Here is a 15,052-nt window from a genome sequence, read left to right as displayed (position 1 = left end):
TCCTTCCTTCTATTTCCACCTTTTTTACTATTCATTACTTAATAAACGGAATTTTTCCGTTTATTTATCAGCTCTAGTGCTTAACTCGATCTCCCAGTCGATAAGTGAAATCCACCTTTTAGGGAGCAGACGCCTTTTTATGAATGCCACTTTCCGATTTCTTCCCCCATCTTCACGGGTCCTTTTTCTCTCGTAAAGCTGAACTTGCCTTCCGGAACGCAAATTACCACCGTCGATCCAAATGAGAAGTACCCGTAAGGATCTCCCCGGTGAACGACGTCATTCATATTCGTCCGGACGATCGAGTTCACGTTCAACGCCCCGACCATGACATGGGCAAGAGGGGCTCCTGCCACATCGAACCGTGAGACGAGTCGGTAATTTCGCGTGAGGGGACGGACACCGTGCGTGAGTCCGAGTTCGTTGACGGGATCTGCGTGCTTACCGAGTGTGTAGACTTCCTCGACCGTCGCATCGATCGGTACGTGGACGCGGTGATAATCGGTCGGACTTAAGTAGAATATGAGAACCTTCCCGCCTGAGTAGGGTGCTGCTTTCTCTCTCGATCCGAGCAGTTCTTCCACCGTATAGTTCTGCCCTTTGACCATGAACGTGCTTTCCGGGGTCAAGTCGTCGACGACGGATAAATAAGCATCGCACGGGCTGACGAAGGCATCGGGAGAATCTGAGACAGGGCGGGCATCAGGCTTCAGTTCCCTTGTGAAAATGTCATGAAGGGTGCCGTAGTCACGGAGTCCGCGGGTGGCTTCCTCCATGTTCAGTTTATAGAGTTTGGCAAAAGAAGCGATGAACGGTTTGCTCACCTTGGATTGAGCGAACGAGCGTAATCCTTTGGCAATGATGGGATGGCCGTTCAGTTCGAATACTTTTCGGTAAAATTTCGTTCTGATCATATGTGGTCACGTCCTTTGGGTTCTGGGAGAAGCATTTGGATGAGGGAAATCTTTTCGTTCTCATCCGTCGGTCTGTTGGAATGGAATTTACTCAGGAGCTCGTTCATACCTTGAGTTAACTCCTGAAGTTCATCGGTTGTCAGGTACAGGTCCAGCTGGTTATAACCGAATGAATCCCGGGTAAGGTCAGGATTGTTCAGAAGATAGGTCCTGGCCTGTCCCGTCACGGAAGAAAGGAAGGTCATGAACAATTTAAGATGTTCTTCACCTGACAGCTGCTCCAATTCTTCAACCGTCCTATACGGGCTGTCTTCCTGCATGGCATAGGTTTTCTCGACGGCACCGCGGATTTTCCGTTCATCGACAATATGAATGATCTTGCTTTGGGTCAGTCGATTTAAATGGCGGTAAAGAGTGGCCTGGGGGACATCTGCCATCCATTCCTTGAGCTCATGTACCGTAGCCGTCCCCTTGGAAAGCTGCTGGATGATCCGCATACGGACCGGGTGGAGGAATAGGTCTGTATCTATTTCAGTCATGGAATTCAATCCTTCAATTGTTATTGTTATCGATATTGATAATAATTGGTCGAAGGGGATTTGTCAATAGGAGGGAAGAGGGCCAGTAGGTTCACAAATAAAAAGGGTGACCGGTTAGAATGAAAATTTATCTCTATATGAACTCGAATCTTGCAATATTTATAGGATTAGTAGGGAAATCCTTTGTTAGTGGAGCGGTAAATATGATTCGTTATTGCTAGATAGGGCTTGGTTTTAGGCTTTTTATAGGGGGCTAAATAGATATGAGCTTGGAACCATGAGAAATGATCCCGAATGTGGAGTAATGGTTTGGTCTCCCGAAATATGATCCGGAATTTCAATTTATGAGCGGCAATCAGCTTTTACGAGCTGGAATCCTGAGATATGATCCTGAATACGGATTAATGATCCGGACACCCAAACTATCAGCCGGAACCACTATATGATTCCCCCAAAAAAACACGCCTTATCCCGGACGGGGTAAGGCGTGTAACTCATTATCTTAAATCAAACCGATCTGCATCCATCACTTTCGCCCACGCGGCAACAAAGTCACGGACGAATTTCTCTTGGTTATCATTCTGCGCGTATACTTCAGCTAAAGCACGGAGCACGGAATTCGATCCGAACACAAGGTCAAAGCGGGTAGCGGTTCTCACAACTTCACCGCTCTTCCGGTCGCGGCCATCATACTGATTGAAGCCGGCTGGTTTCCATTCGATGTTCATATCCAGCAGGTTGACGAAGAAGTCGTTCGTCAATGCACCGACCCGGTCAGTGAAGACGCCGTGTTTCGAATTGCCGTGGTTAGCACCGAGAGCTCGCATGCCTCCGATGAGGACGGTCATTTCAGGTGCAGTCAAACCAAGAAGCTGTGATTTATCCACAAGCATTTCCTCCGGGCTGACGGCGTATTCCTGCTTCTGGTAGTTGCGGAAGCCGTCTGATACCGGCTCCAATACGCCGAAGCTCTCGTCGTCGGTCTGTTCGGCCGATGCGTCGCCGCGTCCAGGGGAGAATGGAACGGGCACGTTGAAGCCTGCATCACGAGCTGCTTTTTCAACACCTGCGTTTCCGCCTAATACGATCAGATCGGCAAGGCTGACTTTTTTATCAAGCTTGCTTTGAAGATCTTCGTAGACACCAAGGACTTTCTCAAGCTGCTGTGGCTCGTTCACTTCCCAGTCCTTCTGAGGAGCGAGTCGGATGCGGGCACCGTTCGCGCCACCACGCATGTCGGAACCGCGATAGGTGCTGGCGGAAGCCCATGCCGTTTTCACGAGTTCGCTCACCGTTAAGCCAGTCTCGAGGATTTTTTCCTTCAATGAAGCGACTTCACTTTCGGACAGATCATAATCCACTGCCGGAACCGGATCCTGCCAGATCAACTCTTCATCCGGAACTTCCGGACCCCAGTATCTTGCTTTCGGACCCATGTCGCGGTGAAGCAATTTGAACCAGGCACGGGAGAAGGCATCGGCGAATTCTTCCGGATTTTCATGGAAATGACGGGAAATCTTTTCGTAATCAGGGTCCATGCGAAGCGCCATGTCTGCCGTCGTCATCATCGTCTTCACTTTGATGGACGGATCTTCGGCGTCCGGAGCCATATGTTCTTCCGTCATGCCGACCGGTGTCCATTGGGAAGCGCCGGCTGCACTCTTCGTTTTCTCCCACTCATAGCCGAATAGAAGGTCGAAATAGCCGTTATCCCATTTCGTCGGATTCGTTGTCCAGGCACCATCGACACCACTTGAAATCGTGTCGCGGCCTTTACCGCTTCCGTGTGAGCTGATCCAGCCGAGTCCCTGGTTTTCAATGTCGGAAGCTTCTGGATCATCACCTACAAGCTCTGCATCACCGGCTCCGTGGGCTTTCCCGAATGTGTGACCGCCTGCGATAAGGGCGACGGTTTCGTAATCGTTCATTCCCATGCGTCCGAATGTGTCGCGGATATCACGGGCACTTCCCAGTGGATCCGGCTCTCCGTTCGGTCCTTCGGGGTTCACGTAGATGAGACCCATCTGGACGGCAGCGAGTGGATTCTCTAGCTCACGGTCACCGGAGTAACGGTTGTCGGCGAGCCATTCTTTCTCGTTGCCCCAATACACATCTTCTTCAGGATGCCAGATGTCTTCGCGACCGGCACCGAATCCGAAAGTCTTCAAGCCCATGGATTCAAGGGCGACGTTACCCGTCAACACAAGCAGGTCAGCCCATGAGATCATGTTGCCGTACTTTTGCTTGATCGGCCATAACAGGCGGCGGGCTTTATCGAGGTTGACGTTATCCGGCCAGCTGTTGAGTGGAGCAAAGCGCTGTGAACCTGATGAACCGCCTCCGCGGCCGTCCGTTTCGCGGTATGTACCTGCTGCATGCCATGACATACGGATGAAGAAGGGACCATAGTGACCGTAGTCTGCGGGCCACCAATCCTGGCTGTCTGTCATCAGATTGTGAAGATCCTGTTTGAGGGCGTCGTAATCAAGCTTCGAGAATTCTTCCTTATAATTGAAGTCTTCCCCCATTGGATTCGCTTTTCGGTCGTGTTGGCGAAGGATGCTCAGGTTCAGCATATTCGGCCACCATTCTTTGTTCGTCGTGCCTCCAGGAGCCGTCGTTGTCGTGATGGCGCTATCCTTGTGATGAGTGAACGGACATTCTCCAGATGCTGCAGAGTGATCCTTTTGATCAGGGCGATTCTCTTTTTCCATTACGATTCACCTTCCTATTCTAAAATATAGGGAAAAACAATTATCACACTAAATAGTGTGATAATTATAATAATTCTTAATTATCATTATAAAAGATTAGAATGTGTATTGAAAGCGTGAAGCTTCTCTTAATGGTGAATTTTAACATGGTGTGACCAAAATGAGATTATTTAAAGACCCCAGGGGGAAAGTCCAATGAATGGAAACGATCTTAAGGAATGGTTGAAAAAGTGGGGGTGGGATGATAACCCATTTCTAAACAATAAAGAATGGGTCTACATAATGGACTATGTAGACCCATTCTCATATCATCATCACATACGAGTTCAGGGAGAGGTGAAGTGTATAAAGAATTTGACCTATTTTATCATGGTGACTTCTTCGGGTTCACTGGTTTGATTGTAGGAACCGCATATATATCGTAAGTCATCTGTAATGGAGTGTCTTTTATCTCAAGCTCAGGGGAGGAATTTTCAAAGCTTATTTAGCTTCTTTTCTCTTCTTAATAACATCATAGGCAATTTTCATGAAAAAAAGGAAAAGAAGGAAAAAGAGCACAACTAATTCGGCCACTTCCATTACTCGAAAGGGACTGAGAGCATTGTACAATGCGTCTGAAACATCGAAACCTTGAAGAATATCGAGACTTAGAGAAAATGCCATTAGACATCCCATCATTAAAAGGGTAATACCAATGATCTTCATACAGATCACGCTCCTCATCTTAGCTTCCTCCCTTGGGTGCTGTATCATACAGTCATCTCTTTTGTTAAAAATTACATAAAACCCCCTCATATGGTTAAAGTAATAAAAAATAAGAGAAGGGTGTCAGAATCTATGCCTTCGTTCTTTAAAGGTCGTAAACCAAAAAAGAACCAAAAATCAGATCCCGAAAAACAAGCTTCTGATCGCTCATCAGAGAAAAATATACAAAACTCATTATCAAATAACCTGGAGATCATTAGACGGAAAACAGGACACAGTTCAGACGTGATCGTTCGTCACTTGAATATGGGGAAGAATTCCGATATTGAAACAGCGATTGTGTATGTCGAAGGAATAGTGGACAATCAATCGATTCAAGAGTTCTTACTGCAATCCATGATGAAAGATGACCATAAAGAAGAGTTGAATGAGCAAGATGCGTTAGATTTGATTTCTGATGACATGATGACGGTTGGGAACGTGTCATCTTTCGATACGTGGGATGACCTGTTTTCATCCTTAATGGCAGGTGACACTCTTGTTCTGGTGGACGGAATAGGTAAGGCATTGAGTGCTTGCACGAAAGGTGGAGAACAACGCTCCATATCAGAATCGACCACCCAAATGGTGGTCCGCGGACCAAAAGGGGCGTTTACAGAGTCGATCTGGACCAATACGGCAATGATTCGCCGCATCATTAAGACTCCTGATTTATGGATGGAGACCTTGAAGGTTGGCCGCATAACGAAGACAGATGTGACGCTTATGTACATACAAGGAATTGCCAATGATCAAGTAATCGAAGAAATCCGTCAGCGGATCAAAAAAATCGACATCGACAGCATCTTGGAATCAGGTTATATCGAACAGCTAATTGAAGATCAAACCATGACTCCATTTCCAACGATTTTCAACACTGAACGACCCGATGTTGTGGCGGGGAATCTATTAGAGGGACGGATCGCCATTTTTGTCGATGGCACCCCTTTTGTGTTGATTGCCCCTGCTCTGTTCATTCAATTTTTTCAGTCGGCAGAGGATTATTACTCCCGTTTTGATATTGCAACATCCATTCGCCTTTTACGTATTTTGATGTTCACTATCTCGCTGATTGCCCCTGCTTCCTTTGTGGCCGTCACCACCTTCCACCAGGAAATGGTGCCGACAACCCTCATCGTCGCGATTGCAGCACAGAGGGAAGCGGTTCCGTTCCCGGCATTCGTGGAAGCCCTTCTGATGGAAATCACGTTTGAAATTCTGCGGGAAGCAGGGATCCGTCTGCCAAAAGCAATTGGTTCCGCTGTATCGATTGTCGGCGCCCTTGTTATCGGACAGGCTGCCGTTCAGGCGAGCATTGTGTCACCGGCGATGGTCATTATCGTATCGATCACGGCAATCGCAAGCTTCGCGACCCCATCGTTTGATATGGCGATTTCTGCCCGTCTCATCCGATTCTTATTTATGATTGGTGCAGCGACATTTGGTTTTTACGGAATGATTTTGATCTTTCTGATGATGGTTGTCCATTTATGCAGTTTACGTTCATTTGGTGTTCCCTATATGGCTCCATTCGCTCCTTTCATACCCGTCAATAATAAAGATACATTTGTACGGTTACCATGGTGGACACTTAAACAACGGCCACGATTGATGAGTGCCAATACGGTGAGGGAAGGGACGACACAAGGACCTAAGACTCCTGCCTCCCGTTCGATGGTCAATCGGGATGGAAAAGGAGGGGACACCAATGAATCGTAAAGTGCCTTTTCTCTTACTATTGATGACCATGGCCCTTTTGCTTTCTGGTTGTTGGAGTAAGAAGGAGTTAACCGATCTTGCCATCGTGGCAGCCTTGGGGGTAGATAAAACGGAAGATGGAAAATATGCCATAACACTTCAAATTATTAATCCCGGGAACGTGGCCGGGGGCATGCGTGGAGGTGGCGGTGGGACTCAAAGCCCACCTGTTACGATCTATTCTGCTACAGGAGATAATTTAGTAGAAGCAAGCAGGCATGCTTCAAGCAAAATTTCCCGAAGATTATATTATGCTCATGCCAACCTGGTGGTCGTGGGGGAAAGCCTTGCCAGAGAAGAAGGGGTGGCGACATTTATCGATGCCATTGATCGAGATCATGAATTCCGGATCACCACGACCATGGTGATTGCGAATCATTCATCTGCAGCAGAGCTCGTGCAAGCATTAACCCCCGTTGATAAGATTCCAGCGAATAAAGTACTGAAAACACTAGAGTTTTCCCAAAGGAAATGGGGAGAAACCATAAAGACCTCGATCCAGGACGTGATGAAAGGTCTGCAATCCCCTGATGAAACAACGGTGGTTTCTGGATTTCGTCTTGTAGGAAATCCAAAGCATGCGAGTCAGTTGGAAAACATTCAGGAAAGTGAGCCTGAATCTACCCTCGAAGCCAGCGGTATTGCCATTTTAAAAGAAGGTAAGTTGGTGGATTGGTGGTATGGCAAAACGGCGAGAGGCACTGTATGGACCCTTGACAAAATCCAAGGGACAGCCATCAACATTGATTGGAAAGAAAAAAAAGAAGCCATCGCCTATCAAACGATCCGTCAAAAGACAAACGTGTCTGCACACGTGAAGAATGGGGCCCCCCATCTCTCTATTCATACACGCGTGGAAGGGAGTATAGGTGAAATGAATGTACCTGTCGATATCACGAATGTAAAGGTTATCTCAAAAATGGAAGAAGAGGTGGAGAAAGAGGTTAAAAAAGAGATAAGAACAGCGGTTGTAGAGGCTCAAAAAAATAAAGCGGATATCTTTGGGTTTGGGGAAGCCATCCACCGTAGCCATCCAAGTGAATGGAAGAAAATAAAACCGATGTGGAACGATGTGTACTTTCCGGAAATAAAGGTGGACATCACGGTAGAAGCATATATCCGTCGAGCGGGATTACGAAACAAATCGTTTCTTTCAAGTTTAAATGATGATCAATAGTGAGGAAAAGGAGGGACCGGTAGAGTGGAAAAAGCTAAAATTAGTGCAAGTCAGCTCTTTGTCTTAATGGTTCTGTTTGAACTGGGGAGTGCTTTACTAGTCCCTCTTGCCATAGAAGCAAAACAGGACGCCTGGATGGCTATTCTGATTGGAATGGTCGTCAGTTTCGTCCTATTACTCGTTTATCATAAACTTTATTGGTATTATCCCGATCTACTGCCCACAGAGTACATGCAAAAGATTCTGGGGAAAGCAGCTGGAACCGTCCTTGCTTTTGTTTATTTATTTTACTTTATGTATGATGCTTCAAGGGTTCTGCGCGATTTTGGGGAAATGCTGTTAACCTTTGCTTATCCGGAAACTCCATTATTCATCGCCAATGCCCTGTTAATGCTGGTCATTATTTATATGGTCCGAAAAGGAATTGAGGTCATCGCCCGATCAGGAGAACTGCTTTTTATGCTCATGTTTATCCTTTCGGTCGTTGGATTTATATTGATCGTAAGTTCTGGTCTAATCGACTTTTCCAACTTACAACCGGTCCTTGAACAAGGAATTGCACCTGTCCTAAAAGTGGTTTTCACTCAAACCTTTTATTTCCCTTTTACAGAAGTCATCGTATTTACGATGATTTTACCGTATTTGAATAACCCCAAGAAGGCAAAGATAACCATGTTATGTGCAACAGGATTAAGTGGAATCAATTTGATTCTTACAATGCTCATTAATATCAGTGTACTTGGTGTGGGGCTGACTGCAAGGTCACAATTTCCTCTTCTTAGTACAGTTCAGACCATCCAAGTAGCAGATTTTTTGGAACGGCTGGATGTATTTTTTATGCTTGGCTTAGTGATCGGGATTTTTTTTAAGATAAGCATGTTGTTTTATGCAGCTGTCATAGGATCAGCCAGCTTATTTAAGGTTCAATCGCCTTCACGCCTGGCCTATCCATTGGGTCTGGTAGTTCTCTTTATGTCTATGACGATTGCGAGCAATTTCCAGGAACATATCCATGAAGGACTAAAGATAGCAATGTTTATCTTACATATGCCTCTCTTTGTAGCGATTCCGATTCTTCTCCTTTTGATTGCGTTTATAAAAAACAGAAAAAATAAAAGGGACAAGACGATGTAAGAAGAATACATATAAGATGGACAAAATAAAGGAAGTGGATGGAATGAATTTGGAAACCGTCATGCAGGAACTAGAAGGCCTGGGCAAGGAACGGACGAAGAAAATGTACGTATCGAACGGTGCCCGTGAGCCGGTATTTGGCGTCGCGACTGGTGCCATGAAGCCGATGGCAAAGGAAATCAAGAAGGATCAGGCCTTGGCCGAGGAATTATACGCTACGGGAAATTACGATGCTATGTATTTTGCCGGCGTCATTGCCGATCCGAAAGCGATGACCGAAGCGGACTTTGACCGCTGGATCGAAGGGGCGTACTTCTACATGCTGTCCGATAACGTGGTATCGGTCACATTGGCAGAAGCCGATATCGCGCAAGCTGTCGCCGATAAGTGGATTGAGAGCGGGGAGGAACTGAAAATGTCAGCGGGATGGAGCTGCTACTGCTGGCTCCTTGGGAACCGGAAGGATGAAGAGTTTTCCGAAACGAAGCTTGCCGGAATGCTTCAGAAAGTGAAAGAAACCATTCACGAGGCACCCGAACGGACGAAATCGGCGATGAGTAATTTCGTCACGACAGTTGGCGTTTCCTATGTTCCCCTTCATGAAGCTGCCCTCGAGACAGCCAAGGAAATCGGTCCTGTCGAGATGGTGCGGGAAGGGAAGAAGAACAGTGTCCTGAAGTCTGCTGATGATATTCTTAAGCAGGTGGAGAAGGGACGGATTGGGTTTAAGCGGAAGTATGTGAGGTGTTGAGTCGTCATGGGAACAGGTCCCATGGCTTAGTATTGAGCCACTCGTGAAATTTTCTCAGAGAGGAGGAAACACCATGACAAATACTATTTCCTTTATTCGATCAACGCATTTAGCTGATGTTGATTATGCCTACGCATCAAGAGTGCCTTCAGACATGGACCTCCTTTTTTTAGCCGGAGCCTGTCCTCTGAATAAAGAAGGGGAAGTTCCTCATGCGCAGGATTACGAACTCCAAGCCAGGCTGTGTGTGGAGAATATGAAGGAAGTACTGAAAGAGAGCGGTGCCTCCTTGAAGGACGTCGTCTATACCCGGGTCCTTGTAGCGTCTCATCATCAGTCCGATTTAGTGACGGCTTGGGAGGCGATAAGAAAAGAATTTGGGGATCATGACGTTCCGAGTACATTATCAGGAGTGACTGTGCTCGGATACACACATCAATTGGTGGAAATCGAAGCGGTTGCGGCAATCAGAACCGTATAAATCAGAGGTAAACCAGAGGGACAGGTCCCGCGGCTCATGTTGAGACTCGGTACCTGTCCCTCTGGCGCATGTGAAGGGGGAACCGGATGTATGTTAACACAACCTGAGTTTAACCAGGAAAAAATCATAGATGGATTAGCGAAAGAAGTGACGTTCCTGCCCATCGGACATGATCCGAAAGCGGCAGTCTATCGTGTCGCTGGGTGGAGTGACGAAGTCTTTTTTCTAAAAATGATCCAAGGTTCCTTTGATGACACGGGGATCAGGATCGTTCATTTCCTCTCTACTCAAGGGATCGACGCGGTCATACCTCCCATCCCTGCGACTAGTCATGAGCTTTCGGTCCATCATGAAGGATACAACTGGATCCTCTCGCCATTCGTAGACGGGCGAACGGGTTTCGAAACGCCGTTAAGCGAGCAACAGTCCATCCGGTTTGGTCAGATCCTGAAGTCCATTCATTCTGTAGGGGTCCCTCATGACCTTCAAGAGCAACTGCGTCAAGAAGATTTCTCCGGTCCCTGGTGTGAGAAAGTCCGGGAACTCGACCGGGAGATGGATTCAGATCACCCCCGTGACGAATTGGCAAAGAAACTCATTGATTTTTGGAAAAGGAAGCGGTTGGACATTCTGACACTTGTGGAGCGGACAGAGGAACTAGGGAAGAAGCTCCAGGATCGAGATGAAAGTGGGTTTGTGTTATGCCACGGGGATATCCATCCCGGGAATGTGATGATTGATGAGGATTCAAGGCTTTTGATCGTCGATTGGGACGATCCCGTCATGGCCCCTGTCGAAAGGGATTTGATGTTCCCTGGAGTGGGCTTGGGGTTGTGCTTCAAGGATGAGGGCCGTGAGCATATCGACCTTTTCTACAGGGGCTATGGAGAAGTGGAGGTGGATCCGGTCCTTCTTGCTTATTACCGGAATGAACGGGTTGTGGCGGATATCGCTTCATATGGCATACAGTTATTGGAGGAAGAAGGAGACCTTGAAGACCGTAAAAATGGATTGCGACTGCTGATCGGGCAGTTTGAAGCGGGGTATGAGGTGGAGGTTGCGGGGAGGACGTATGAGGAGATGTTGGGGAGAAGCTGAGGTGGCGGGTATCGGGTACCATGTCTGCCCTGATTTGAAAGAGTACTTTAGTTATGAAACGAGATTATTCGACAAAGGGTTCATATAGGGTTAATGGTGGCTCATATTTCAGAGTACGAGTTTATAAATATCCAGACCGGATCATATATCAGTAAAGCGGACCATAAATGGTGAAAAGCGGATCATAAAATGGGGGATAGCGCTTTGAATGACAATGAAGACTGAGATAACGTCCTCATGGGAGCCCTACTGATGAGGAAACAAGAGAGTTTGATTCTATTTTCATCAAAACCTGGTAGGGAAATGGCTTTTTTTATAAGAGAACACTAAACTCAGGAGGCATACCATGTGTGAAATCAATCTCGAATATCGCATTTTAGGAGAAGGAAAGCAAATACTCGTCCTTGAAACTGGAATCGGCAATTCCTTCTACAGCTGGATTCCGTTTATGGACCGGATCAAGAACGACTTTACCGTTATCTTGTATCATCGGGCAGGTTATGGAAAAAGCGGGACGTCCCCGGAGCATCGGACTACAGCAAATATCGCAATGGAGCTCAATGCACTTATGGAACATCTGAAGATCGACCGGTTTCTACTAGCCGGCCACTCATTCGGTGGGCTATGTGCTCAGCAGTATGCGAGGATGTACCCTGGAAAACTGGACGGGGTCCTCCTCATTGATGCGACTTCCCACAACTTTCAACGACTTTATGATCTCAATCTGCCTGTCATGTACTCTATGATTTCGTTGGAGCAACTGATTGAGACAAACGAGGAAACTGCAGGGAAAAGCAAAGGTGAATTGGAAGAATGGTATAAAGAAAATAATAGCGTATTGTCAGATGAGGAGGAAGCATTTCTTACAAACCCTGTCCTCTACCAAACGATTTCAGATGAGTTTGCAAACTGGTCCAACAGCAGGGAAGGAATCAAGTCTGGTAGACCTTTTCCGGATATTCCCCTGATTGTCATCGCAAGAGATGAGGAATTCTCTGCCAAGCCTTACATGGAACATGGCATACCAGAAGAGGAAGCTTTGCTTCATGAAAAGGTGTGGCGTGAACTGCAAGTGGAGCTTGCACTGTTATCAAAGAAAGGGGAACTTGTAATTGCTGAGGGAAGTGACCATGAGGTACATAAAGATCAGCCGGGGATTGTGGTGGAATGTTTACAGAAATTAAAAGAGAGACAGGTTCCATGGCCCAATTGAGCCAAGGGACCTGTCTCTCTAGTAAAAGTGGAAGCACGAGAACCGTCCCCCTGCTTACGTCTTCGGAAACGTAAATCCTTCCCCAAACACATCCCTCACATCATGCACGACCACAAATGCTTTCTCATCGATCTGTTGGATCATTTTTTTCAGGAGAAAGAGCTCCTGTTTGTTGATCACGACATAGAGAATATCTTTAGATGATTTGGAATAATGGCCTCGAGCGTTGATGATTGTGATACCACGGTCCATTTCGGCGCTTACTTTTTCCGCAATGGCATCGGTGTCTTGGGAGATGATGGTGACGGCTTTCCGTGTATCGAATCCGTCGATCAGGTAATCGAGGATCTTCGTGCTGATGTAGATAGAGATTCCGGTGTACATCGTATTCTCGATCCCGATGACGAACGAGGAACCTAGCACCACAACGATATCAAAGACAAACATGGTCGTGCTGACAGCCCAGCCGAATTGCTGGTTGAGCATGCGGGCAATGATCGTCGATCCACCCGTTGTCCCGCCTGAGCGAAGCACAAGTCCCAGTCCGATCCCGATGAACACCCCGGCAAACACAGTGCCAAGCATGATGTCGACTGAATTTCCCATCCCTTCCGTCAGTTGAATGAAGAGGGATGTAAAGAAGATGGCAAGCATGGTGTACCATGTCACCCGTTTATTTAATACTTTATATCCGATCGCGAGGAGGATGCCGTTCATGACGAAGTTCGTGATACCAGGCGACCAATCCAATACATAATAGAGGGTCATGGAAATCCCCGTCACGCCGCCTTCCCCAAGCTCATTCGGGATGGCAAATAAATTGACCCCGAGGGCGAAGAATAGGGACCCGATGATAATCAGTGTGATTTCTTTCGTTGTTGAATTCATATGCTCACTCCGTTCTCCATTGATACTAGGATACTATAGCACATGGGGAACCGCGGGGACAGGTCCCTTGGTTGTTTTTTGCAATGACCTGCCTCCATGGTTCAAAACGAAGGAGGCGTCACGGAAAATAAAATCGCTGCTTTTTCATTAAAGTCGTTGATCCATCTATGCTTCATATAGGATGGGATTTTCACGCTGTCCCCTGATTCCAGAATGTATTCCTCGCCTTCTAGGCTGATCCGGATTTTGCCTTCTATGACGTAAGCGACTTCTTCCCCCTGGTGATCCAGGAGCTTTTCAGAGGAAGAACTATCCGGTGGGAAATGCATGATGGCCGTTGCCAATTTCCCTGATATATCCGGGGACACCAGCTCATATGATACATCATCCATGATCATTTTTTTGCGATGTTGAGATCTGACCACCAATTCCTCCGTCCTCACTTCTTCCAACAGGAAACTGAATGTAGGAACCTGGAGGGTTTTGGCAAGGACCTTAAGGGTTTGGATCGATGGATTGGCAAGGCCCCGTTCAATCTGACTTAACATTGAGGGGGTGATGCCGGCCCTGTTGGCCAGTTCCCTGATGCTGAGACCTTGGGACTTTCTATATGTTTCTACTTTTTTACCGATATTGATGTCTTCCATAAGTCACTCCGTTAAATTTAATTTACTTTTAATTAATTTAAATGAACACAGGTGGGAAGAATGTGTTAAAATAAATTAACTTTAGTTAAATCAAATTTTACCATATTTGTCAGGAGGATTGAATGACATGAATGAATTCGTCACGTTTATTCTGCTTTCTCTGTTTGTGGTCATGAGTCCCGGAATCGACACGGCATTACTGACTAAGAGACCATCTCGGATGGAAAGACCGAGGGGTTCAAGATGGCACTTGGGATTACATCCGGTTCACTTGTCCATACCTTCGCGGCGGCGTTCGGACTTTCCGCCATCCTCATGCAGTCGGCTGCTGCCTTCGAAATCATCAAATATGTAGGGGCGATTTACCTGATCTATCTTGGCGTTTCTTCTTTCTTATCGAAAAAAGAGAATGAGGAGGTCCCGGATCAGAGAGCGGTCAATAAGTCAGCGTTTCAGCAGGGGCTGTTCTCGAATGTGCTCAATCCCAAAGTCGCCATCTTCTTCTTGACGTTCCTGCCTCAGTTCGTAAATGCAGAATCCGGGGCAGCGGAACAGCTCATCCTCATGGGCATGACCTATACGATCCTTTCCATTCTCTGGTTCTTCATTTATGTCTTCTTCATCAACTACCTGCGCACCTGGCTCACCACCCCAAGAGTGCAGGGATGGATGGAAAAAGCCACAGGCACAGTATTAATCGGATTCGGACTGAAGTTGGCCTTTGAAAAACAACCTTGAAGCAATGAACTGCGCCCCTAATAATGGACAGTTTATAAAAAAAGGACCTATGCTGCTAGTAAATGACCCCGGTATTGCGCTGGGGTCATTTTTTTCAAGCCCCATTGATAACGATAATAGTTGTACTCCTCTATAAACCAATCAACTTGTTGTCTTAATTCAGTAAGACTTTCACACTCTTTGTGATTAACATGGTCTTTAAAATGACCAAAGAATGACTCCATAGGGGCATTGTCCCAACAGTTTCCTCTTCTAG

General features: G+C 46.6%; 15 protein-coding genes and 1 pseudogene. 9 read left to right on the top strand and 7 right to left on the bottom strand.

Annotated features, from left to right (window positions below; genetic code table 11):
* Positions 1–137: 137 nt before the first annotated feature.
* The 3 genes from NQ095_RS12725 to katG form a co-directional block, all read right to left on the bottom strand.
* A complete protein-coding gene (locus NQ095_RS12725; protein ID WP_258263846.1) occupies positions 138–914 on the bottom strand; it encodes a phosphatidylserine decarboxylase in 777 nt (258 codons plus the stop codon).
* Complete coding sequence (locus tag NQ095_RS12720) at positions 911–1,453, bottom strand: helix-turn-helix domain-containing protein (RefSeq protein WP_258263845.1); 543 nt, start codon at positions 1,451–1,453, stop codon at positions 911–913. Before NQ095_RS12720 ends, NQ095_RS12725 begins: the two co-directional genes overlap by 4 nt.
* A gap of 497 nt (positions 1,454–1,950) precedes the next feature.
* The gene (gene katG / locus NQ095_RS12715) at positions 1,951–4,167 is read right to left on the bottom strand and encodes a catalase/peroxidase HPI (protein WP_258263844.1); all 2,217 of its coding nucleotides are present in this window, start codon (positions 4,165–4,167) and stop codon (positions 1,951–1,953) included.
* 195 nt (positions 4,168–4,362) lie between these two features.
* Between katG and NQ095_RS12710 the strand changes: the two genes are divergently transcribed.
* Positions 4,363–4,566 carry a hypothetical protein gene (locus NQ095_RS12710; RefSeq protein ID WP_258263843.1) on the top strand — a complete coding sequence of 68 codons (204 nt, stop codon included), beginning with the start codon at positions 4,363–4,365 and terminating at the stop codon, positions 4,564–4,566.
* A gap of 81 nt (positions 4,567–4,647) precedes the next feature.
* Here the strand turns inward: NQ095_RS12710 and NQ095_RS12705 are convergent, their stop codons facing one another.
* Positions 4,648–4,872, bottom strand: a complete 225-nt coding sequence (locus NQ095_RS12705; protein ID WP_258263842.1) for a YczF family membrane protein — start codon at positions 4,870–4,872, stop codon at positions 4,648–4,650.
* A 132-nt stretch (positions 4,873–5,004) separates the two neighbouring features.
* On the opposite strand from NQ095_RS12705, the gene NQ095_RS12700 reads away from it, so the two are divergent.
* From NQ095_RS12700 to NQ095_RS12670, 7 genes are all read left to right on the top strand, one after another.
* Entirely contained in the window at positions 5,005–6,630 is a 1,626-nt protein-coding gene (locus NQ095_RS12700; RefSeq protein ID WP_258263841.1) for a spore germination protein, read from the top strand.
* On the top strand, positions 6,620–7,846 hold the full coding sequence (locus NQ095_RS12695; protein ID WP_258263840.1) for a Ger(x)C family spore germination protein: 1,227 nt from the start codon (positions 6,620–6,622) through the stop codon (positions 7,844–7,846). Before NQ095_RS12700 ends, NQ095_RS12695 begins: the two co-directional genes overlap by 11 nt.
* A 24-nt stretch (positions 7,847–7,870) precedes the next feature.
* Positions 7,871–8,980 (top strand): GerAB/ArcD/ProY family transporter, encoded by a 1,110-nt coding sequence (locus NQ095_RS12690; protein ID WP_258263839.1) that lies wholly within the window; start codon positions 7,871–7,873, stop codon positions 8,978–8,980.
* 43 nt (positions 8,981–9,023) lie between these two features.
* Positions 9,024–9,731, top strand: a complete 708-nt coding sequence (locus NQ095_RS12685; RefSeq protein ID WP_258263838.1) for a DNA alkylation repair protein — start codon at positions 9,024–9,026, stop codon at positions 9,729–9,731.
* A 73-nt stretch (positions 9,732–9,804) separates the two neighbouring features.
* On the top strand, positions 9,805–10,212 hold the full coding sequence (locus tag NQ095_RS12680; protein WP_258263837.1) for a RidA family protein: 408 nt from the start codon (positions 9,805–9,807) through the stop codon (positions 10,210–10,212).
* Between the two features lie 90 nt (positions 10,213–10,302).
* Positions 10,303–11,310, top strand: coding sequence for an aminoglycoside phosphotransferase family protein (locus NQ095_RS12675; RefSeq protein WP_258263836.1), 1,008 nt, complete (start codon positions 10,303–10,305; stop codon positions 11,308–11,310).
* A 346-nt stretch (positions 11,311–11,656) separates the two neighbouring features.
* Positions 11,657–12,523, top strand: a complete 867-nt coding sequence (locus NQ095_RS12670) for an alpha/beta fold hydrolase (protein ID WP_258263835.1) — start codon at positions 11,657–11,659, stop codon at positions 12,521–12,523.
* Positions 12,524–12,577: 54 nt separating this feature from the next.
* Here NQ095_RS12670 and NQ095_RS12665 read toward each other — a convergent pair whose 3' ends face one another.
* Complete coding sequence (locus NQ095_RS12665) at positions 12,578–13,411, bottom strand: YitT family protein (protein ID WP_258263834.1); 834 nt, start codon at positions 13,409–13,411, stop codon at positions 12,578–12,580.
* Between the two features lie 101 nt (positions 13,412–13,512).
* Entirely contained in the window at positions 13,513–14,058 is a 546-nt protein-coding gene (locus NQ095_RS12660; RefSeq protein ID WP_258263833.1) for a cupin domain-containing protein, read from the bottom strand.
* Between the two features lie 127 nt (positions 14,059–14,185).
* Here NQ095_RS12660 and NQ095_RS12655 point away from each other — a divergent pair.
* A pseudogene (locus tag NQ095_RS12655) lies at positions 14,186–14,796 on the top strand (LysE family translocator).
* Positions 14,797–14,843: 47 nt separating this feature from the next.
* On the opposite strand, the gene NQ095_RS12650 reads toward NQ095_RS12655, so the two are convergent.
* Positions 14,844–15,052: integrase core domain-containing protein (locus NQ095_RS12650; RefSeq protein WP_258263832.1), on the bottom strand; the 209-nt coding region annotated here is incomplete at its 5' end.

Origin of the sequence: Rossellomorea sp. SC111, from assembly GCF_024733565.1 — a bacterium.
GTDB lineage: Bacteria > Bacillota > Bacilli > Bacillales > Bacillaceae_B > Rossellomorea.
This window is presented reverse-complemented; position numbering and strand designations above follow the sequence as displayed.